Origin of the sequence: Formosa sp. Hel3_A1_48, from assembly GCF_001735715.1 — a bacterium.
Lineage (GTDB): Bacteria > Bacteroidota > Bacteroidia > Flavobacteriales > Flavobacteriaceae > UBA3537.
In genome coordinates this window covers 392949-415923 of the sequence record NZ_CP017259.1, presented here as the reverse complement: position 1 = coordinate 415923, position 22975 = coordinate 392949, and the positions used below count along the sequence as shown (strand labels likewise).

Here is a 22975-nt window from a genome sequence, read left to right as displayed (position 1 = left end):
GCAATGAAGCGTTCCATTATTACCACGGCAGATGGCTCCAAAACTATTCAAATTGAAGAGTGGAGTGAACAGTATCACTCTGTACACGGTGCGCTTCAAGAAGCCAAGCATGTATACATCAAAATGGGTTTACATCAGTTTTTGAAAGATAACCCAAATCATAAACAATTATCAGTTTTGGAACTTGGATTTGGTACAGGTCTTAATGCTATGCTTACGGCTATTGATGAAATGACTCAACATACATTAATTAGCTATCACGGAATTGAGGCCTACCCAATTTCACTTAAGGAATTAGAGGCACTCGACTATAATGCTTTATTTGATTCAACGATCACATTTAACCAACTTCATGAAATCCCTTGGAATCAAATTCATAAAATTTCATCTAATTTTCAACTTAATAAGCGCAAGGAGTTTTTTTCTGAGCTGAGTGAATCCAAGCTCTTTGATGTTGTTTATTTTGACGCATTTGGTCCACGTGTTCAACCTGATCTTTGGACGACGGATATGTTCGAACGCGTGTACAAAGCAATGCGTCCTAATGGAATTTTAGTTACTTATTCGGCAAAGGGTAGTGTGCGCCGTTCCATGCAAGAAGTAGGATTTGTGGTTGAGCGACTTCCTGGACCACCGGGGAAAAGAGAAATGCTAAGGGCTTCAAGGCCAGCCTAAGCTTATTAGGTCTTGATTTTTTAACCAAATAAGCATAAATAATTGTTAAAGCACATTTTTTAACACAACTCTGGCGTAGTAATCAATAATTTAGCTCGATGGCTGAAACTATTTTGATAACAGGAGCAACAGGTTTGGTGGGTAAAGCACTCACCAAGGTCTTGTTAGTTCAAGGATATGAAATAAATGTTCTGACTACTCAAAAGCGATTGTTGGGTTCAAAAAATAACATCCATTACTTTTTTTGGAATCCACAATCTAATGAAATTGATTCAAAATGTTTTAATAGGGTAAGTACTGTAATTAATCTTGCCGGTAGTCCAATTGCTCAGCGCTGGACTAAATCAACAAAATCTTCGATATTAAATAGTAGGGTACAATCATTAAACACCTTAGCTAATGCTATTAGAGAACATAAAATTAATATTAAACAACTTATTTCTGCCAGTGCCATAGGAATTTACCCAGATTCAAAAACACATTATTACGAAGAAAAAAACATCAATTCGGAAGGGTCTTCATTCCTAAGTTACGTTGTTCAGCAGTGGGAGGCTGCAACGCATCAATTTCAATCAATGGGCATCAAAACTACTTTGTTGCGTATCGGAATAGTACTGGATAACAAAGGAGGCGCTCTTCCAAAAATAGCAACACCCATTCAAAAATATTATGGTGCAGTTCTCGCATCAGGAGAACAATGGCAGTCATGGATTCATATAGAAGATTTAGTGCGTCTTTTTATCCATAGTCTTGAATCGAGATTAGAGGGTGTTTACAATGCTGTAGCACCAAATCCTGTTCAGCAAGTTGAATTGACTAAAGCAATTGCACATGTTTTAAAGAAACCACTATTCCTTCCTAATATTCCAGAATTTATGCTCAAACTAATATTTGGCAGTATGAGTTCTGTGGTGCTTGAGAGCCAACGTGTTTGTTCAAAAAAGATACAATCAACAGGGTTCAAGTTTACATATCACGAATTGTCAGCAGCTGTAGATAACCTTTTGGCTTAAGATATTAGACCTGCTTAAGATAACTTTTTTAAATTTTTTTTGTGACATTATGACATTATATGCAGAATGGCAGTACTTTTGCCATCATTAAACCAAATAAATTAACTTGTTTTAAAATGACCAAAAAGGCAACAAAGCAAAAGGCAAAAGAAAAGGATCAAAAAGGGCCGGAAGTAGAAATTTCTGTTGAAGATCAGCTCAAAGAAGAATTAGCTCAAGAAAAAGATAAGTTTTTACGTCTATTCGCTGAATTTGAAAATTATAAGCGTCGTACCTCTAAAGAACGTGTAGAGTTGTTTTCTACTGCTAGTCAAGACGTTATTCAGGCACTATTGCCTGTTTTGGATGATTTTGATCGTGCCATGTTAGAAATTTCGAAGCATAAAGAATCAGAATTATCTAAAGGAGTACAATTGATTCAGAATAAATTAAACAACACATTACAACAAAAGGGACTCAGCATCATAGCAGTTCAAAAGGGTGATGATTTTAACGCCGATGATCATGAAGCCGTCACTCAAATTCCTGCGCCAACTGAGGACTTAAAAGGAAAGGTAATAGACATCATTGAACAGGGGTATAAATTAGGGGAAAAGGTGATTCGTTTCCCAAAAGTAGTCATTGGACAATAAAAAATTCCATTAATTCATGGCAAAACAGGATTATTACGAAGTATTAGGGGTGGGCAAAAATGCCTCTGCGGCAGAGATTAAAAAGGCCTACAGAAAAATGGCTATTAAATACCACCCTGATAAAAATCCAGACGATAAGTCTGCTGAGGAAAAGTTTAAAGTTGCTGCTGAGGCCTATGAGGTTTTGAGTAATGCTGACAAAAAGGCGCGTTACGATCAATTTGGGCATCAAGCTTTTGAAGGAGCAGGTGGTTTTGGAGGTGGCTCCATGAATATGGATGACATTTTTAGTCAGTTTGGCGATATTTTTGGAAGTGCCTTCGGTGGTGGTGGCGGATTTGGTGGATTTGGCGGACAACGCCAAAGATCTGTACGAGGAAGTAACTTAAGAATTCGAGTTAAACTTAGTCTTGAGGAAATTGCTAATGGTGTAGAGAAAAAGATTAAAGTTAAGCGCAAAAAACAAGCTAAAGGGGTAACTTACAAAACCTGTGGTACGTGTAATGGTACTGGGCAAGTGATGCGCGTGACAAATACTATTCTTGGTCGTATGCAAACCGCCTCACCGTGTAATGCTTGTGGCGGTTCAGGTCAGATTATTGACCATCGTCCCGCCAATGCTGATGCTAATGGTTTTGTCGTTGAAGAGGAAACGGTCTCTATAAAAATTCCAGCTGGTGTTGAAGACGGTATGCAACTCAAAGTTTCTGGAAAAGGAAATGCTGCACCTGGAAATGGAATTTCTGGAGATTTACTTGTTGCAATTAGTGAAGAAACACACCCTAAATTGCAAAGAGAGGGCGATAATTTACATTACGATTTATATGTTAGTTTACCAGACGCTATTTTGGGCTCCTCAGTGGAAATCGATACAGTGACTGGAAAAGTCAGGCTAAAGATTGAAGCGGGCGTGCAGTCCGGAAAAATACTTCGTTTGCGCGGAAAAGGAATTCCTAACATCAATGGTTACAACAAAGGAGATTTGTTAGTCCACATCAACGTCTGGACTCCAAAAACGCTGAACAAAGAGCAAAAATCATTTTTTGAAAAAATGCGCGAAAATGAACATTTTGTACCCAAGCCGGAGCAGTCAGATAAATCCTTCTTTGAAAAAGTAAAGGATATGTTTTCATGATGCAGGATTGATTTTCTGTAGCTCAAGTGTAATTTCTCATATTTTTTTTAGATTTACAGCGTAACAAAAAGGTTTTTAACACGTCTTACAATAAATCTCAACCAATATGAATAATATTCTTGAAGCAAAAAATATTTCCAAAAAATTCGGGGAATTTCAAGCTCTTTCAGATGTGTCTATTCAGATAAAAAAGCACAGTATTTTCGGTCTCTTAGGGCCCAATGGTGCTGGAAAAACCACCCTTTTACGTATAATTAATCAAATCACTATGCCAGATAATGGCCAAGTGATTTTGGATGGTAAACCATTAAGTCCAGACGACATAAGATACATTGGTTATTTGCCAGAGGAACGAGGGCTTTATAAGTCGATGAAAGTAGGTGAACAGGCATTATATTTAGCTCAACTTAAGGGGCTTTCCTATGGTGAAGCAAAAAAACGCCTTAAATACTGGTTTGATAAATTTGAAATTGGGGATTGGTGGGGCAAAAAAGTTCAGGAACTTTCTAAAGGAATGGCACAAAAAATTCAATTTATAGTAACTGTTTTACATCAACCAAAGTTGCTTATTTTTGATGAGCCATTTTCAGGTTTTGATCCGATTAATGCTAATCTTATAAAAGATCAAATACTCCAACTTAGAGCTGAAGGCGCAACAGTTATTTTTTCGACGCACCGAATGGAATCTGTTGAAGAGCTTTGCGATCACATTGCTTTGATCCATCAGTCGAAAAAAATACTTGATGGTAATCTTAACGACATCAAACGCAATCATAAAACCAATACCTTTGAAGTGGGCTTGTCATCAACAAACTCAGCTCATTTAAAAAGACAAATTTCAAGTCGTTTTGATGTGAGTTTAGCTGACTTCAAATCTCTTGAAGATGATTTAAGATTAAATATTCAGTTAGGCGCTGGGGACACGCCAAAAGATCTACTTGCCTTTTTAAACACCAATGCTCAAATCAATCATTTTGTAGAAGTGATTCCTACTGCAAATGATATTTTTATTCAAACTGTAAAAAACAATTAGTATGAACCACTTACCTTTAATTATCAAGCGAGAATATTTGGCTAAAGTGAAGAACAAGTCGTTCATTCTCATGACGTTTTTAAGTCCTTTATTCATCGTAGCGCTTCTTTCTTTAATTGCTTACCTTACAAGTGTAAATAACGAAAAAGTTCGTACAATTTCTGTATTGGATGAATCGGGTATCTTGAGCGAAACACTTATTTCGAGTGATCAAATTTTATACGAATCGCTCAACGGTATGGATTTGGAAGATGCAAAAACTACGTCCAATAGTAATAAGGCTTATGGCCTTTTACACGTTCCAGATTTAGCTTTAGAGGATGTTTCTGAAAAAATTAAATTTTATTCGAAAGAATCACCTTCTTTATCATTAATCTCAAGCTTAGAATCTAAAATTGAAAAACGAATTGGTGAACTCAAATTAAAGAAAATGGGAGTTGATTTGAGTAAAATCTCCGCCTCCAAGACTTATGTCAATATTAATCAAGAAGATTTTGAAGGTGTTAAGACATCGAAGGCTGGTAGTTTTTTAAAGTTAATATTTGGAGCTGCTGCTGGTTATTTGCTTTTTATGTTTATCATAATTTACGGAAATTTAATAATGCGCAGTGTTATTGAAGAGAAGTCAAGCCGCATTATAGAGGTTATAATTTCCTCCGTTAAACCCATACAGTTGATGCTGGGTAAGATTTTTGGAACTTCATTGGCTGGTATTACTCAATTTGCTATTTGGGTCATTTTGATCGCTATTTTATCTTTCGCTGCTTCTAATTTTTTTGGTATTGATTTATCTGCAAATCCCCAACAAGAAATGATGACTGCTGCAGTTTCCGATGTTAATGCAAACTCTGAGCTTCAAGCTCTAATCGCAGAACTTCATTCTTTACCCTTGATTAATTTGATTGTTGCATTTGTATTATTTTTTGTTGGAGGCTATTTGCTGTACAGTTCCCTATATGCAGCAATTGGCGCAGCAGTAGACAATGAAACAGATACACAGCAGTTTTTAATGCCGGTTGTGATTCTTTTGGTTGTTGGTTTTTATGTTGGCTTTTTCACGGCCCTAGAAGACCCGCACGGTACTATTTCGGTTGTTTTTTCATATATCCCATTTACATCTCCAATTGTGATGCTTATCCGAATTCCTTTTGGTGTTCCAATTTGGGAGCAAATTTTGTCCTTATCCGTTCTTATTTTTTCATTTTTAGTAACTGTATGGATTGCTGCGAAGATTTATCGTGTTGGTATTTTGATGCATGGAAAAAAACCCAGTTATAAAGATCTCATTAAATGGTTAAAATATTAATTTTTACCTTTGACTAAGCACACAATTAAATTATGTCTAAAATATTAATCATTGAGGATGAAGAAGCGATCCGCCGTGTACTCGTCAAAATTTTGACAGAGGAAAGTAAAGACTACCAAGTATTTGAGGCTGAGGATGGACTCGCGGGAACTGAGGCTATAAAAAAATCAGACTTTGATTTAATTTTATGTGATATCAAAATGCCAAAAATGGATGGTGTTGAGGTACTCGAAGCGGCAAAGAAAATCAAACCTGAAATACCTATCGTTATGATATCTGGTCACGGTGATTTAGACACTGCTGTAAATACGATGCGCTTGGGCGCATATGATTACATTTCTAAACCCCCCGATTTAAATCGGCTTTTAAACACGATAAGAAATGCTCTCGACCGTAAAGAATTGGTTGTAGAGAATAAGCGTTTGAAGCGAAAAATAAGTCAGAACTATGAAATGGTTGGAGATAGTGTTGCCATTAGTAAGATAAAATCTATAATTGAAAAGGTAGCCCCTACAGAAGCGCGTGTCCTCATTACTGGCCCAAATGGGACTGGTAAAGAACTTGTGGCTCATTGGCTACACCAAAAGAGTGAACGTTCTAACGGGCCTATGGTAGAAGTCAATTGTGCTGCTATTCCAAGCGAACTTATTGAAAGTGAGCTTTTTGGTCATATCAAAGGCGCTTTTACGGGCGCCCAAAAGGACAGAGCTGGGAAATTTGAAGCGGCAAATAAAGGCACTTTATTTTTGGATGAAATAGGTGACATGAGTTTGTCTGCTCAAGCTAAAGTTTTACGCGCACTTCAAGAAAACAAAATACAGCGTGTTGGAAATGATAAAGATATCAATGTCAATGTTCGTGTTGTTGCTGCAACCAACAAAGACCTAAAAAAAGAAATCTCAGAAGGGCGTTTCAGGGAAGATTTGTACCACCGTCTAGCAGTAATTCTAATCAATGTACCATCTCTTAACGATAGGCGTGATGATATTCCCCTTTTGGTAGATTTTTTTAGTGCAAAGATTGCTTCTGAACAAGGCACCATAAAAAAACATTTTTCTGTTGCTGCACTAAAACTTTTGAAAGGGTACAATTGGACTGGAAATATTCGAGAGTTACGCAATGTAGTTGAACGTCTTATCATTCTGGGATCAAATGAAATATCAGAGAATGATGTTCGTACTTTTGCAAGCAAACTTTAATTTAAATCAACCTTATTTCCTTTTATGAAAAATAAGATAATATTAGTTTTCGTTTTATTGAGTATTATTGGCACCGCTCAAGACGATGCTGCTCAACTTCAAAGCATATACAGCACATCACTGACCAATGGTAAAAGCTATGAATGGCTAAGGTACTTGTCTAACGAAATCGGTGGACGGCTCTCCGGATCATTAAATGCTGAGTTAGCTGTAGAATACACCAAGGAAGAGTTGGAAAAATTGGGATTAGATAAAGTCTGGTTACAACCTGTCCTGGTACCGAAATGGGTGCGTGGAAATCCTGAATTTGCCTATATAGAAACTGCGCCAGGAAAAACAATTCCTGTTAATCTCTGTGCCTTAGGGGGTTCTGTTTCCACGCCACCGCAAGGACTAAAAGCCGAGCTTATAGAAGTTCAAGGAATAGCAGATTTAAACAGATTGAAACGTACCGATGTGGAGGGCAAAATTGTGTTTTTCAATAGGCCTATGCAAGCCGATTTGATTTCAACATTTGAGGCCTATGGAGGTTGTGTTGACCAGCGCTATGACGGCGCTAAAGAAGCTGCCAAATTAGGCGCTGTTGGGACTATTGTACGGTCTATGAACCTGCGTTTGGATGATTTACCACATACTGGAGCAATGTCCTATGGCAATACCCCTGTTAATGAACGTATTCCTTCGGCTGCCATCAGTACTAACGATGCAGAGCGTCTAAGTGGTATTTTAAAAATTGACCCAAAAGTTAAGTTTTATTTCAAACAAAATTGCAAGCAACTTAAAGATGTTCAATCGTACAATGTCATAGGGCAAATAACAGGAAGTCAATACCCCAACGAAATTATAGTTGTAGGAGGACATTTGGATTCATGGGATTTAGGTGATGGTTCTCATGACGATGGAGCAGGTTGCGTACAATCTATGGATGTTTTACGCCTTTTAAAAGAAACTGGTGTACGCCCAAAAAGAACCATTCGAGTAGTTCTTTTTATGAATGAGGAAAACGGCTTACGTGGGGGTAGAAAATATGCTGAGATTGCTAAGAGAAAGGGTGAAAAGCACATTTTTGCTTTAGAAAGTGATTCTGGGGGATTTACACCTAGAGGATTTTCTTTTGATGGTCCTGACTATAAAATCAATCAAATTCTAAATTGGAAACCCCTTTTTGAACCTTATCTTGTTCACTATTTCAAAAAAGGAGGAAGTGGTGCTGATATTGGTCCACTAAAAAATGACGAACTTGTTTTGGCTGGGTTACGCCCAGATTCTCAGCGTTATTTTGATCATCATCATGCAGCAAATGATACTTTTGACGCTGTGAACAAACGAGAGTTAGAATTGGGTGCAGCTACGATGACCGCACTTGTTTATCTGATTGATAAATATGGATTTAACAGCATAGAGCAAAAAAATAAAATTAAAGATTAAAAACTAATCTTATAAGCTTTTTACTGTTGCTCTAATGGCTACAAGATTTACTAGAAGTTTTTCAAGATGATTCAAATCCAACATATTTGCACCATCACTTTTGGCATTAGCGGGATCAAAATGCGTTTCGATAAATAGGCCATCGATATTATTAACCACGCCAGCTCTTGCTACAGTTTCAATCATATCAGGTCTTCCTCCTGTAACTCCGCTTGTTTGGTTGGGCTGTTGTAGTGAATGGGTAACATCCAGTATTGTGGGGGCAAATTTACGCATTGTAGGTATGCCCCTGAAATCAACAATCATATCTTGATAGCCAAACATTGTTCCACGATCAGTAATCCAAACATTATCGTTTCCGACGTCTTTTACTTTTTGAACAGCGTGTTTCATAGCCTCAGGACTCATGAATTGTCCTTTTTTTAGGTTGACAACCTTCCCTGTATTTGCCGCAGCCACAACCAAATCGGTTTGGCGTACAAGAAAAGCAGGGATTTGAAGAACATCTACATAATTAGCGGCCATAGCAGCATCAGTTACTTCATGTATGTCTGTAACGGTTGGAATGTCAAAAGTTTCTGATACTTTTCTTAAAATTTCAAGTGCTTTTTCATTACCAATTCCTGTAAAACTATCAATTCGGCTTCGATTAGCTTTTTTAAAACTTCCTTTAAATATGTATGGTATTTTGAGTTTATCGGTGAGCTCACAGACATGTTCCGCAATACGCATAGCCATTGCCTCGCCCTCTATTGCGCATGGCCCAGCAAGTAAGAAAAACTGATCGGAATCTGAGTGTTTTAACTTTGGAATACTATGGAGATCCATCAAAAATATTTTTATGATGCAAATATAAACAAATTAAAACCACATGATTGTTTTTATAAATCAGAATAGTCCTAAAAATTAAGCGTACCTTTGCTCGCTCAAAATAGGGTACACTATGAATAAGATTAAAAACATTGCCATTATTGCTCACGTCGACCATGGAAAAACAACATTAGTTGACAAAATTTTATACCATTGCCAATTGTTTCGTGAGAATGAGAATAAAGGGGATTTGATCCTGGACAACAATGATTTGGAACGTGAACGCGGAATTACCATTACCTCTAAAAACGTCTCTGTCGTGTACAAAGACACAAAAATAAATATCATAGACACACCCGGTCACGCTGATTTTGGAGGAGAAGTAGAGCGTGTGCTTAACATGGCCGATGGGGTATTATTGCTTGTTGATGCATTTGAAGGGCCGATGCCGCAAACGCGTTTTGTCTTACAAAAGGCTATTAGTTTAGGCTTAAAACCATGTGTTGTTATCAATAAAGTAGATAAAGAAAATTGTACTCCGGATGAAGTTCATGAAGCTGTTTTCGATTTGATGTTTGAATTGGAAGCAGAGGAGTGGCAATTGGATTTTCCTACCGTATATGGCTCTGCAAAATTCAATTGGATGAGTGATGACTGGGCTGTTAAAACAGAATCAATTGAACCATTGTTAGATATGGTTATTGATCATATTCCATCCCCCAGATTTGATGAAGGGAATACACAGATGCTGATCACATCTTTGGATTATTCATCATTTACAGGGCGAATAGCTATTGGGCGTTTGCAGCGTGGAACACTAGAAACAAATCAAGCTGTTACTTTGGTTAAAAGAGACGGTTCTAAATTGAAGTCTAAAATAAAAGAACTTCATATTTTTGAGGGATTGGGTAGAAAGAAAGTCGAGAATATAAATGCAGGCGAAATTTGTGCCCTTGTTGGTCTCGATGGTTTTGAGATTGGTGATACCATTGCTGATATCGAAGCACCCGAAGCCTTGGAAACAATAGCAATTGATGAACCTACTATGAGTATGCTTTTTACCATCAATGATTCTCCTTTCTTCGGAAAAGAAGGTAAATTTGTGACTTCACGTCACTTAAAAGAACGACTGGAAAAAGAATTAGAAAAGAACCTTGCTCTTCGTGTAGACGCAACAGATAGTGCAGATAAATTTATGGTTTTTGGACGAGGTGTATTACACTTATCCGTTCTTATTGAAACTATGCGTCGTGAAGGTTATGAACTTCAAATCGGTCAGCCACAAGTTATTATAAAAGAAATTGATGGGGTTAAATGTGAACCAGTAGAAGAAATGACTATTGATTTACCGGAAAACATATCGGGCAAAGCCGTAGAAATGGTGACCATGCGTAAAGGAGAGCTTTTAAGTATGGAAGTCAAAGGTCAGCGCATGATATGCCAATTTATCATCCCTTCAAGAGGTATCATTGGTTTGCGGAATCAACTGCTTACTGCTACAGCAGGAGAAGCTATTATGGCACATCGATTTAAGGAATATCAGCCACTTAAAGGTGGAATTCCTGAGCGTCAAAATGGGTCTTTAGTTTCTATGGAAAACGGTTCAGCAATTCCGTATTCTATAGATAAACTTCAAGATCGTGGAAAATTCTTTGTAGACCCTGGTGAATCGATTTATGAAGGTCAAGTTATTGGAGAAAATTCGCGTGGAGATGATATGGTAGTGAATGTTACCAAAACTAAAAAACTAAGTAACGTACGAAGTTCCGGAGCCGATGACAAAGCCAAAATTGTACCTGCTATTAAATTTTCATTGGAAGAAGCTTTAGAGTATATTCAAAAGGATGAGTATGTTGAAGTGACTCCCAATAGTCTAAGATTGCGAAAAATTTACCTCAAGGAAGTCGATCGAAAACGAAATAAAACTTTATAAATGGATTTTACATCAGTTAACACTGCTGAATGGGTAGGTTATATTGCTACTGCGGTTTTGCTTACCTCCTTTGCAATGAAGCAATTGAGAACGCTAAGAATTGTCAATTCTGTAGCCTGTTTGCTTTTTGTGGGGTATGGAGTTTTATTGACTAACGCTTGGCCGATCATTATTTCCAACGCTGCAATTTTTGTAATCAACATCTATTACTTGTTTTTGAAGAAAAATCAGTAACTTCACTTCTTTAAACATACACTAAGAATTTTAAGCATCAACAGTTTTACAGCTTGAAGAGTGTTAAATAGTTTAATTTTAATTAGTGAAATTACCACAGTTCATAACCAATAATTTAATTTTAAAAATCACTTCGCTAAATTCTGTGGTTGTTGGCTTTAGACTCCTTATTTCTTTAGTAGTTCAAAATCTTTTGGCACAATTTACAGGTCAAGCCGGAATTGCAAAAGTGGGGCAAATACGAAATTTGTCTGAGATTCTTTCAAGTTTATCCTCACTCGGTGTTTTCAATGGAATTGTAAAATATGTATCTGAGTACAAAAGTGATGAAGTAGGGTTGAAAAAACTTTTTTCTACGGTTTATGTGCTCTCTTTATTAGCGACATTTATACTATCATTAGCTTTGTTTTTTGGTGCAACTCAGCTTTCGGTTTGGTTGTTTTTTAGTGAAGATTTTACATTTGTATTCCAGTTGTTGGCCGTTACAGCGCCTTTTATCGCCATGAATCGAATTTTTTACGGTGTGATTAGCGGTCTAAAGGCCTATAAAGTCAATTCAAAAATTGAAATTATATGGTATAGTTTAGCCTCAATTTTGTTGCTTTTTTGCTTGTATTCTCATAACATTGAAGGAGTACTCTTTGCTATTGCAATCACGCCTATAATCCAGTTTTTAATAACACTTTTATTGTTTGGTAAAACACTAAGCGAGTATATAAATTTCAAAAAACTTTCCTTTCAAACCCCAATGCTGAAAAATCTTCTAGGATTCACCTTAATCTCTTTTGTAGCTACAGTATGCTATAATTTTGTTCAAATTAATTTACGAACCATAATTTCTAATCAAATTAGTGAAAATGAAGCAGGAGTATGGACGGCTATGTCCTCGATTTCAAAAATTTATATGCAGTTTCTTCTCACGGTTTTCACTATTTATATTTTGCCAAAATATGCTGAGCTTAAATTTTCGATAGAGTTTCGAACTGAGATAAAGAAAATTTACAAGACACTTTTACCTTTGGTTATCTCAGGTATGATTGTGGTATTTTTCGCAAAAGAGTTTTTAATTCTAAAAATTTACAACGAAATGTTCCTAGGTATGACCGTTTTATTTAAATGGCATCTCATGGCCGACTTCATACATTTTGTGGCTAACATTCTTTCGTTTAAATTTTTGGCAAAAAATGAAATCAACTATTTTGTGTTCACTCAGCTTTTTGGACTTGTTTTTTACTATTTTGTAGGGCAACTCTTGATGGTGAGTTTTGGAGTTGAGGGTATTGTAATGGGCTTGTTTTTCAGTAAAATAGTTTATCTTTTAGCTGTCATATTAATTTTAAGACACGATCTTTTTGGTAAGAATAGACCAATTTAAGTTGTAATGATTGGATTTTATGGGTGAGTTTCAGTTTTTTAAGAACGTATTTTTTAGCTACATTACTTTGATTTTTGTGGCTGGTCTGTTTATCTTTATGGATTATGGTTTTGATACAGATCTTTTTTTAAATTTCATTGAAAATTGCCTTTTTGCTTTCTTGATTATAGTTGCTGCATTTTGTATTAAACACCACAAAATTAGGGTTATTTATGGGTATTTATCATTGCTCATTTTTTCTTTTTTATTGCTGTTTGAAACCGTGTATTATTTAATGTTTCATGTTTTTTTTAACGCCTCTTCATTGTATGTCATTTTGGACACTAATAGCTCAGAAGTTTCGGAGTTTTTCAGTTTTTATGTAGGGTTTATAGAGGTTCTTTTTATGGTTTTATTTTTCTTTTTAACACTCTTTTTTTTAAAGAGAAATAAAAAGAGTTATAAAGAGTTAATTCCTTTATCATCAAAAAAAATAGCGGTTTATATGCTGTCGCTATTTGGGGTGCTTGTTTACCTAAAGTTATCAAAACAGATTATTTATAATTTGCCTTATCTTGTCGCCAAATCTGTTTATGAATACACCCAAATTTCCAAAAGTTTTGATATCTATGTAGAAAATAAAGAAGGTAACTTCACCAATGTACAATTTCAATCCGACCAACACAATTCCGTTTTTGTACTGATTTTAGGTGAATCTACAGTCCGTACCCATATGGGGCTTTATGGTTATGAACGCCAAACCACCCCACTGTTGAAAAGCATTTCAGATCAATTATGGATATATCCGGATGTTATTAGTCCGCACACCCAAACCGTTGAGTCTGTTACGAAAATGCTTACTCTTGGAAACTATGAAGCTCCGGAAAAAATTGAATCTGGTTCCATCGTACAATTAGCCAATGCTGCTGGTTTTGATACCTTTTGGCTTTCCAATCAACGGCCTGTTGGAATGTATGAAAGTTTGGTGACTAAAATTGCACTCTCTGCATCAATGACTAAATTTTTGACTGTAGCACCAGTGAACACCAATCTAGTTTTGGATCAAGTATTATTACCAGAATTAGATAAGGTTTTAAAAAATAATTCAGGTAAACCTAAGTTTATTGTCATTCATCTTATGGGTACTCATTTTGACTATCAAAATAGATATCCAGATTCTTTAAAGGCCTTTAGCAATGTTCCAAAATTGAATTATGATTCTAAAGAAAACCATAACAATGTAAACGCCTACGACCAAGCTGTTTTGTATACAGACTATATTGTTACTGATGTAATCAATAAAGTAAAAACAGTAAGCACACAAAGCACAGTTTTATACCTCTCGGATCATGGCGAAGAATTGTACACGGATAAAAACATGGCAGGGCACAATGAGTCTATTGCTACAAAAAGCATGTATGACATACCTTTTGTACTATGGCAATCCGATCAATACAAAAAATCAAAATCTTTGATTTTTGATGCCCAGCGCCCATATATGACTGATGATTTGTTTCATAGCTTAGCTCAATTGCTAAAAATTAAGGCCACTGAGGTTAAAACCAAAAGAAGTATTTTTAGCCATAATTTTCAAAATCGCCAACGTATTATATTAGGTAATGAAGATTATGATGTTAAATTTGATTCTATTGACAATCAAAATTCTTCGCTGAAATGAAACATATTCATAAGAAAATTGCTATTGTTATTCACTCTTTAGGAAAAGGTGGAGAGGAAAAAGCATCAGCTAATCTTTCTATTTTATTATCTGGTCTTGGTTTTGAAATTCATCTTATTTCAGCACTAAATTATGTTGACTATGAATATAAAGGTCAGCTTTTGAATTTAGGTTTTTTAAAAGATAAGGATGATTCATTTTTTGCTAGATTAATACGATTTTTGGTCTTTTATAGATATCTTAAATCAAAACGTTTTGACTTTATCATTGATAGCCGCGCGCGACCAATTTTTTTTAAGCAATTACTCATCAATAAAATCTTGTATGCTCATCAGAAAGTAATTTATGTGGTTCATAGCTATAGATTAAAAAATTATATACCGAAAAGTAGGTTTTTAGCAAAAGTTCTGTACAAAAACGCATTTCAGTTGGTTGCCGTTTCTCAAGAAATAAAAAATCTGATTCAGCTTAAATACGGATTTAATCAAGTCAGTACGATTTATAATTGTTTGTCCAAGAGCGAACTTGTTGCAAATCAAGATACCCTAAAATTACCTCAAAAATTTATTTTATTCTTTGGGCGAATTGAGGATAAAATAAAAAATATTTCATTGCTTATTGATGGGTATAACCAATCTAAATTAGCAAAAAATAACATTAAACTTGTTGTATTGGGCGATGGTCCAGATGTTTTAAAATTGCAACAATATGCAAAAAAACTTCAACTTTCAGATTTTATAGATTTTAGACCGTTTGTTCCAAACCCTTCAGCAATTATTAAAAATGCAATATTTTCTGTACTGACAAGCCAATACGAGGGATTTCCTATGGTGCTTATAGAGAGTTTATCGTTTGGAATCCCGGTTGTTTCTGTAGATTGCAAATCAGGGCCAAAAGAGGTTGTTCAAAATGAAATGAATGGTTTAATTGTAGAAAACCATAACCCAAAGGCATTGGCAAAGGCCTTTAATCATTTAATTGAAGACGAACAATTGTATCGTCATTGCAAGCAAAACGCAAAAAAAAGTGTTGAAAAATTTTCAGCTGATATTATCTCAAAGTCTTGGTTAAACCTACTTAAATAAGCAACTCAATTTTTAAAAGGCGTCATATACATATTTATCATGATAAACCACACTTGAACTTTTTTTAGAAAAACAAGTCCTATTTTAGGTATTATAAGTAACAATTTTTGTTTTGAATTTAAATGATTTTTATCTATGGATTTTCTTAAAATCTCGTAATTTTCTTTATCCCCATTTATTTTACATTCAATAGCCATGGAAAACCGATTAAAATCTAAATATTTTTTTAGTGGAAGATTGTTTTTTTCTTCATTCTTGAAATTTTTATAAATTTCTTCACCATCATATTTGAAAGCATAATTTGAAAGATGATTTTCTTCATATCTAATAACCTTATAGGTAGTTGGCTTTGAACAAAAAGAAACCTTATATTTCAATGCTATTCGAATCCATAGATCAGTATCTTGTACGGATCTCATATTTTCATTAAATCCCCCAATGGTATTAAAAATAGTTTTTGGAATCATCACTGCCGAGGTCCATGCAATACAGTCGATGGTTGATGCAAGAAAAAAATTCTCAACTATTCCGCAAAAATTATCATGACCGTGAAAACTGGCCTTGATTGGCTTACTGTTGTTGAAAATCTTTAAGTAGCCCATCGCATAAATACCACAATCAGGGTTGGCTTTTAATAATTTATAAAGCTCTTCCAGATGATTTTTTTCCCATAAATCATCAGCATCCAAAAACACAATATAATCCGATTTTGCTTTTTGAATTCCTATATTTCGTGCTCTTGAAACCCCACTATTTTTTATCGAGTGAGTTTTGATTCTCGAATCATTATTATTTTCCACAACATTCAAACTCTCATCCGTTGATCCATCATTAACCACAATGATTTCAAAATCTGCAAAGGTTTGATTTAGAGCACTTTCAATGGTGTCTTGAATGTAGTTTTCTTTGTTATAAAGCGGTATGACAACTGAAAAAAATGGCATTTACTTTCTAGATATATAACAAAGATAACTTAATCGGTACAAATCAAAAATGAATAAAGATGGCCTATTGGATAAAAGGTTTTTTTCAAATCGTTTTTTGAATATAGAAAAAATTACAGAGAAGAGTATATCAAGTTTAAATTTCCGAACTTTATATTTGACTCTTGAGATCTTCATATACCTGGCATCAATTAATTTTTGTTTTAGAAATAAATTCAAAGTATCTATGTTTTGAAGAGATTTTTTTAAAAATGCCTCACTTGTTTCTAAACCCAAATGATTAACAGGATTTTCAATATGTGAAACTGTAATTTTTTTCTGTTTTAAATTATATGAAAACAATGTATCCTCATTACCAAAACGTGCCATTTTCTCATCAAATTTAATTTTTTTCAGTATTTCCTTCTTAATTAAAAAATTTGAAGAAAGTAAACTTATATATTGGTTTTTTTTTCTTATTTCTGAATTCAGAGCTTCTCTTTTCTTTCCGTAAATCCATCGTAACAGTTGTGATTGCTCTGGTTTTTCTTTTTGATACGAAATTCCCCCATTAATTATTGGTTTAGAATCGGATAATGAATTTATATAATTTGACACAAAATTATCATTTACTGTCATCACATCAGCATCTAAAAATAATAACCAATCATATTGAGCATTTTTTGCAAGTTTGTTGCGGATGGCGCTTCTTCCGATATTTGATTTCAAAATGGTGTATGAGGTGTCTTCTAAAGCATTGATTGAGGTGTTATTTTTTCTAACTTTTAAATCTGTAGAAGCATCATCATAGACTAGAATTTCAAATTCTATTTTGCAGGCTATGGATTGTTTGTGGACTTCAGTGACCAAAGCCGTTACATCATAATTGAAAGTTGGAATTAGAATTGAAAGCATCTTAGTCTTTTCGTTGCACCACTTCAAACACCTTATTGTTTTCACACTTTAGAGTTTTACTTGGGTATTTTAGCAATAAACCATAATCGTGTGTTGCCATCAAAATGGTATTTCCTTTACTATTTAAATCTTGTAAAACTTCCATGACCTCTATGCTTGTTTGCGGATCTAAATTCCCCGTAGGTTCATCGGCCAAAATAAGTTCTGGGTCATTTAGCAGTGCTCTAGCAATAGCCACGCGTTGTTGTTCTCCACCGGAAAGTTCATAAGGGAATTTATGTCCTTTTTTTTGCATATTTACCTTAGACAACACTTCTTCTATTTTTTGTTTTATTTTAGTTTTGTCTTTCCATCCAGTAGCACGTAAAACAAAGCCCATGTTATTTTCAATAGTAAGTTCATTTAGCAACTTGAAATCTTGAAAAACAATTCCTAATTTTCTTCTTAAAAATGGAATATTTTTATCTTTTAAGTCTGTGAGATCAAACCCTACAATTTGTCCTTTGCCTTGTGTGAGTTCCAAATCGCCATAAAGCGTTTTTAGTAAGCTGCTTTTTCCAGATCCTGTTTTACCTATCAGATAAACGAATTCTCCTTTTTTCACATTCACATCAACTTCATTAAGAATTAAATTTTTGTCTTGAAAAATGGAGGCTTTTTCTAATTTTAAAACAGAATCGGACATTGGTAACTAGTATTAATATTTTATAAAAGTATCACTATTCAATTCAATAATCAAATTTGAGTCACATTAAACATCTTGGTTGTGGTAAAATACATTTTTTGTATTATAATTTAATTTAGAAACCAACGTTATAAATGGTATAAATTCTATATTTGAGTTTTATACAAGACTGTATCTTATGAAGTACAAAAGTATTTTTTTCTTTACTTTATTTTTTTATTTTACGTTCTTTTTGAATGCTCAAAAATCGAAGGCAAATGAACAGCCAAATAAAGTATATATAACTGCTTTATCTTTTTTTGAAGCAGGGGCTTATGCATCTGCACAGGCGCTATTTGATGACCTTCAGAAATCAAACGCCCCACTAATAGCATCTGATGCGGCCTATTATTATGCAGTTTGTGCCATTCGATTAAATCAACAGCAAGCCGAACAATACTGTGAACGCTTTTTGGAACGTTACCCCACTAGCCCGAGAAAAAACACTATTTATCTTGATGCGGGTAACTACTACTTTGCTAACGCAAAATATGCTTATGCTCGGAAATGGTATCAGAATGTGTCAGCTGAGCTCTTGGACGATGACATAAAGGATCAGTTTTATTTTAATAATGGATACGTAAATTATGTAACAAAGAATTTCAAACAGGCGAAAACAAATCTCTCTAAAGTTGAATTTTCTGAGGTTTATGGGTCACAAGCTAAATACTATATTGGTTTTATAGCATATGAAGGGGATGATTATGACAATGCCTCAAAATATCTAGATCAAATTTCAAATAATCAACGCTACTCAAACGAATTAAATTATTTTCAGGCTGATTTGAATTTTAAACTAGGGGCTTTTAACAAAGCCATTGATGTCGCCCAAAGGGCTCTTGAAAACGCTGATCGAAATGAAACTTCTGAGTTGTCAAAAATTATTGGGGAAAGCTATTTTAACTTGAGGAAATATAAAAAAGCCATCCCTTATTTAAAAGCTTATAAAGGCAATAAGGGGAGGTGGACCAATGTTGATTTTTATCAGTTGGGATATGCCTATTACAAGCAAAATGATTTTGAAAAGGCAATAAGTGAGTTCAACAAAATTATAGGCGGTAATAATTCTGTTGCTCAAAATGCATATTATCACTTAGGACAGAGTTACATTAATTTAGACAAAAAACAACAAGCCCTGAATGCTTTTCGAAAGGCTTCGGAAATGGGTTTTGATGATAAAATTAAAGAGGATGCTTGGTTCAACTACGCAAAACTTAGTTACGATATTGGCAACCCTTATTTGTCTACCCCAATTGTCCTAAATAATTTTTTAAAGAATTATCCAAAATCACCTTTCAAAGAATCTATTGAACTTTTATTGGTAGACTCCTATATCTCATCCAAAAATTATAAAGAAGCACTATTGCTATTGGAATCCAATATGAATAATGCGCTAAAGTCCAGTTATCAGAAAGTTCTTTTGTATAGGGCATTAGAGCTATACAGCGCTAATGTATTTGATGAAGCACAAACAATGTTGCAAAAAGCCATTTCACTAGGAATTGATCCTTTTATCACAGCAAGAGCAAACTATTGGAATGCAGAAATTGAGTTTTTAAGTTTAAACTTTGAGTCCGCCCTTGATGGGTTTTTGAGATTTAAAAACAGTACCATTAGTTCAACTGCTCCAGAGTTTGAGTATTTGAATTATAACCTTGGATATGCTTATTTTAAATTAAAAAAATACTCAAAAGCCATTGCTGCTTTTAAGTCATTTCTTTCAAGTGATTTAGAAAATAATAATCATGTAAATGATGCTTTACTACGCTTAGCAGATGCTTATTATGTAACCAAGGCCTATCAAAATGCTATTGAAGCTTATACAAAAGTGATTTCTAATAGAGCTCCATTGTCGGATTATGCTATGTTTCAAACGGCAGTTAGTTTTGGTTTTTTAGGACAAACTTCAGACAAGATAAGTACCCTAAAAAAGGTTTTTACTTATAAAAGTTCTTCTTATTTGGATCAGGTTTATTTTGAATTGGGAAATACATACAATAATTTAGGAAACACTGAAAAAGCTCTAGAGGCGTATACAACTGTAATAGAAGATTACAGCAAAAGTATCTTAGTGTCAAAGGCACTTTTACGCAAAGGATTGTTGCTTTACAACATAAACAAAACATCAAAAGCATTGGCGGTGTTTAAACGAGTTGCGGCTGAATATCCTGCTACTCCTGAGGCTTTTCAGGCCATCAGTTCTGCACGCTCAATTTATGTTGATAACGCTGATGTTGATAATTACGCAAAATGGGTGGGTACCCTGAGTTATGCAACTATTTCTGATAAAGAGTTGGATAGAACTGCTTATGAAGCCGCTGAAAAACAATACTTGGAAAATAATGCAGATAAAGCGATTTCATTATTTAATGACTACATAGTTAAATTTCCAAACGCAGCCCAGATCACAAAAGCACATTTCTATTTAGCCGCTTTATACTTCAAACAAAATCTTAGAGAAAATGCATTGCCGCATTATGAGTTTGTTATTGAACAATCTAAAAATGAATTTACTGAACAAGCACTTCAGAAAGTCTGTGCGCTTAAGCTTCAACTTAAATTGGATGCTAAGCAAGCTTTGAACCGCTTGGAAATGGAAGCCAAAAATCCTCAAAATATTCTATTTGCTCAGTCTAATTTGATGAAAATAGCTTACGAGGAAGAGGATTTTTCTATGGCATTAAACTATGCTCAAATCATAATAGAGAACCCAAACACTGATCAATACATAAAAAATGATGCGCATATCATTACTGCAAGATCTGCTATTAGCTTGGAGAATGACGATTTGGCGAGAACATCTTACGAAAATGTAGCTGCGACAAACTCTACTTCTTATGGTGCTGAGGCAAATTATTTTGCTGCATTTTTCAAACATAAAGACAGTGCATTTACTGAATCCAATGAATTGATTCAACAACTGATTCAGCAACACCCGAGCAATAGAACCTTTGCAGCTAAAGGTCTTTTACTTATGGCCAAAAATTATTATGCTCTAAATGATGCTTTTCAAGCTACATATATCTTAGAAAATATAATTAAAAATTTCTCTTCTTTTGATGTTCTAACTAAGGAAGCAGTTCAATTACTAGATATGTATCAACGAGAACTTTCAAAATCTAATGCATCAATCGAACTTCAACAAGACAAAACAAATAAGAATGAGAACTAAATACATACATATCATTTGTTTTTCTTTGGCTTTACTGATGTCTTTTCATAGTTTGGCTCAAGAGCAGATCGTCAACGATAGCCTAGATCCTCAGCTGGTTAGAGTAGTGAAGCCTTATTCTCCAAAAATCTCTGATGCTTTCAAATTAAAGCAATTACCTTCCTTGGAAAATCAAGAAATTCTAAATAATAAGTCTATAGATTATACAATTTTTTCATTTCCTGTAGCGTCTATTTTTACTCCTGCAAAATCAAAATCTATTGGCTTAGAACAACTCAAAAAAGAACGAAAATTTAGTAATATTGCTGCCCTTTCTGTAGGGAATTATACCAATATTAACGGAGATTTATTTTTGAATAAATCTATAGCAAAGGGAAGACTAATTAGTGCTTATATAAGTCATCAGTCTTCTCAAGGGGGCATCAAAGATTTGTTCTTAGATGACCTATTTTCAGAAAACACCGCTCAATTGAAATACAATGTCACTCAAGGCAATAAAAATTGGAACGTTCGAGCTGCTGCTCAGCGCTACATGTCTCATTGGTATGGCTTGTCTACAAATGTTGACACTGCACCTACTGAATCCTTTGATACTAAACAAATTGTTTCAGTTTTTCAAATCAGTGGTAGTTTGAGTTTAAATCAAGGGCTTGTTGAAGACGCTGAGGTCGAGGCCTACACCCTTTCTGATGATTATGACTCAAACGAATCACGAGCACAATTTAATACCCAGCTTAAATTAGAGGTTTTAGACAAATCTTTGGAAACCCAATTTGGGTTGAGTTTTTTAAAAGGAAGTTTTAAAGAAGGTTTTGCAGCAAACCAAGTTTTTGATTATGGGAATTTAGGAGTTTCATTTTCTCCTAAGTTCAAGTTCAATCTTTCCAGTTTTAACATCACGGCCGGATTTAAGGTCGTTTATTTTGATGATAACGAACGATCAAAACAGACCCTTCATGTTTATCCAAAAATAACAACAAGTTACGATGTTGTCGATTCAATTTTTATTGCCTATGCAGGAGTTGAAGGAGATCTTGACCAGAACACATACAGAGATTTATATCTCGAAAATCCATTTATTGCACCCACCTTAAATATTCTTCCAACCTCTATGCCGTACAAGCTATTTGTGGGGACTAAGGGAAAGTTGGCAAATAGTGTATCATATGATGCTAGTGCTGTTTTTTCGCGGCAAAATGATGCAGTATTATTTCAGAAAAATGGTATACAATCAAATTTGAATAACCAGCCCTTCAGATATGGCAATTCTTTTGGTGTTGTATATGACGATATGGAAACACTTACTGTTCAAGGCTCACTTTTTTTTCAATTCAACAACTCGTTAAATATAACGACCAAAGCATCCTTTAGTTCTTACGGTTTGGATAATGAAGAAGAGGCATGGAATTTACCTAAGATTCAGGCTAGTTTAGAAATGCGTTATCAACCTACAAATCGTTTGAATCTAGGGTTTCAAGGCTATTATTTTGGTAAGCGTTTTGATCTTCAAAAAACGGATATTTCTCAAGAAAACCAATCGCCTAAAACAACTGCTTTAGATGCTTTTATTGATTTGAACATCGATGCGTCTTATAGCCTCACTCCTAAGTGGTCTTTAACTTTAAAATTGAATAATATTCTTGGAAGGAATTACCAACGTTGGATGGATTTCCCTGTTCAGAGAGCTCAAGTTTCAGCCGGCGCTTTTTATAAGTTTGATTTTTAG

19 protein-coding genes are annotated in these 22975 nt (G+C 34.7%); 15 read left to right on the top strand and 4 right to left on the bottom strand.

Annotated features, from left to right (window positions below):
- The first annotated feature begins 3 nt into the window (after window positions 1-3).
- The 8 genes from mnmD to FORMA_RS01780 all read left to right on the top strand — a co-directional run bounded on the left by mnmD (window position 4) and on the right by FORMA_RS01780 (window position 8421).
- Window positions 4-675: a tRNA (5-methylaminomethyl-2-thiouridine)(34)-methyltransferase MnmD gene (gene mnmD, locus FORMA_RS01815; protein ID WP_069674048.1), complete on the top strand. Its 672-nt coding sequence runs from the start codon at window positions 4-6 to the stop codon at window positions 673-675.
- Between the two features lie 98 nt (window positions 676-773).
- Window positions 774-1688, top strand: a complete 915-nt coding sequence (locus tag FORMA_RS01810; RefSeq protein ID WP_069674047.1) for a TIGR01777 family oxidoreductase — start codon at window positions 774-776, stop codon at window positions 1686-1688.
- Between the two features lie 116 nt (window positions 1689-1804).
- Entirely contained in the window at window positions 1805-2320 is a 516-nt protein-coding gene (locus FORMA_RS01805) for a nucleotide exchange factor GrpE (RefSeq protein ID WP_069675409.1), read from the top strand.
- A 16-nt stretch (window positions 2321-2336) separates the two neighbouring features.
- Window positions 2337-3455: a molecular chaperone DnaJ gene (gene dnaJ / locus FORMA_RS01800; RefSeq protein ID WP_069674046.1), complete on the top strand. Its 1119-nt coding sequence runs from the start codon at window positions 2337-2339 to the stop codon at window positions 3453-3455.
- A 106-nt stretch (window positions 3456-3561) separates the two neighbouring features.
- Window positions 3562-4488: an ABC transporter ATP-binding protein gene (locus FORMA_RS01795; RefSeq protein ID WP_069674045.1), complete on the top strand. Its 927-nt coding sequence runs from the start codon at window positions 3562-3564 to the stop codon at window positions 4486-4488.
- A gap of 1 nt (window position 4489) precedes the next feature.
- The gene (locus FORMA_RS01790; RefSeq protein ID WP_069674044.1) at window positions 4490-5794 is read left to right on the top strand and encodes an ABC transporter permease; all 1305 of its coding nucleotides are present in this window, start codon (window positions 4490-4492) and stop codon (window positions 5792-5794) included.
- 32 nt (window positions 5795-5826) lie between these two features.
- Window positions 5827-6993 carry a sigma-54-dependent transcriptional regulator gene (locus FORMA_RS01785; RefSeq protein ID WP_069674043.1) on the top strand — a complete coding sequence of 389 codons (1167 nt, stop codon included), beginning with the start codon at window positions 5827-5829 and terminating at the stop codon, window positions 6991-6993.
- 24 nt (window positions 6994-7017) lie between these two features.
- Entirely contained in the window at window positions 7018-8421 is a 1404-nt protein-coding gene (locus FORMA_RS01780; protein ID WP_069674042.1) for a M20/M25/M40 family metallo-hydrolase, read from the top strand.
- Between the two features lie 9 nt (window positions 8422-8430).
- Here FORMA_RS01780 and kdsA read toward each other — a convergent pair whose 3' ends face one another.
- Window positions 8431-9249, bottom strand: a complete 819-nt coding sequence (gene kdsA / locus FORMA_RS01775) for a 3-deoxy-8-phosphooctulonate synthase (RefSeq protein ID WP_069674041.1) — start codon at window positions 9247-9249, stop codon at window positions 8431-8433.
- Window positions 9250-9364: 115 nt separating this feature from the next.
- Between kdsA and typA the strand changes: the two genes are divergently transcribed.
- From typA to FORMA_RS01750, 5 genes are all read left to right on the top strand, one after another.
- The gene (gene typA, locus FORMA_RS01770) at window positions 9365-11164 is read left to right on the top strand and encodes a translational GTPase TypA (RefSeq protein WP_069674040.1); all 1800 of its coding nucleotides are present in this window, start codon (window positions 9365-9367) and stop codon (window positions 11162-11164) included.
- Window positions 11165-11398, top strand: a complete 234-nt coding sequence (locus FORMA_RS01765; protein WP_069674039.1) for a uroporphyrinogen decarboxylase — start codon at window positions 11165-11167, stop codon at window positions 11396-11398.
- A gap of 85 nt (window positions 11399-11483) precedes the next feature.
- Complete coding sequence (locus FORMA_RS01760) at window positions 11484-12773, top strand: oligosaccharide flippase family protein (RefSeq protein WP_069674038.1); 1290 nt, start codon at window positions 11484-11486, stop codon at window positions 12771-12773.
- Window positions 12774-13047: 274 nt separating this feature from the next.
- On the top strand, window positions 13048-14430 hold the full coding sequence (locus FORMA_RS01755) for a phosphoethanolamine transferase (RefSeq protein WP_197500772.1): 1383 nt from the start codon (window positions 13048-13050) through the stop codon (window positions 14428-14430).
- A complete protein-coding gene (locus FORMA_RS01750) occupies window positions 14427-15515 on the top strand; it encodes a glycosyltransferase (protein WP_069674036.1) in 1089 nt (362 codons plus the stop codon). The genes FORMA_RS01755 and FORMA_RS01750 overlap by 4 nt, the downstream gene beginning before the upstream one ends.
- 5 nt (window positions 15516-15520) lie before the next feature.
- On the opposite strand, the gene FORMA_RS01745 is transcribed toward FORMA_RS01750, so the two are convergent.
- From FORMA_RS01745 to FORMA_RS01735, 3 genes are read right to left on the bottom strand one after another with little or no spacing between them, the layout of a single operon-like run.
- On the bottom strand, window positions 15521-16459 hold the full coding sequence (locus tag FORMA_RS01745; RefSeq protein WP_069674035.1) for a glycosyltransferase family 2 protein: 939 nt from the start codon (window positions 16457-16459) through the stop codon (window positions 15521-15523).
- Window positions 16460-17353, bottom strand: a complete 894-nt coding sequence (locus FORMA_RS01740; protein ID WP_069674034.1) for a glycosyltransferase family 2 protein — start codon at window positions 17351-17353, stop codon at window positions 16460-16462. It lies immediately after the preceding gene.
- Window position 17354: 1 nt separating this feature from the next.
- A complete protein-coding gene (locus tag FORMA_RS01735) occupies window positions 17355-18038 on the bottom strand; it encodes a cell division ATP-binding protein FtsE (protein WP_069674033.1) in 684 nt (227 codons plus the stop codon).
- 178 nt (window positions 18039-18216) lie between these two features.
- Here FORMA_RS01735 and FORMA_RS01730 point away from each other — a divergent pair, with 178 nt between their 5' ends.
- Entirely contained in the window at window positions 18217-21249 is a 3033-nt protein-coding gene (locus FORMA_RS01730) for a tetratricopeptide repeat protein (protein WP_069674032.1), read from the top strand.
- Window positions 21239-22975, top strand: coding sequence for a TonB-dependent receptor (locus FORMA_RS01725; protein WP_157506009.1), 1737 nt, complete (start codon window positions 21239-21241; stop codon window positions 22973-22975). Before FORMA_RS01730 ends, FORMA_RS01725 begins: the two co-directional genes overlap by 11 nt.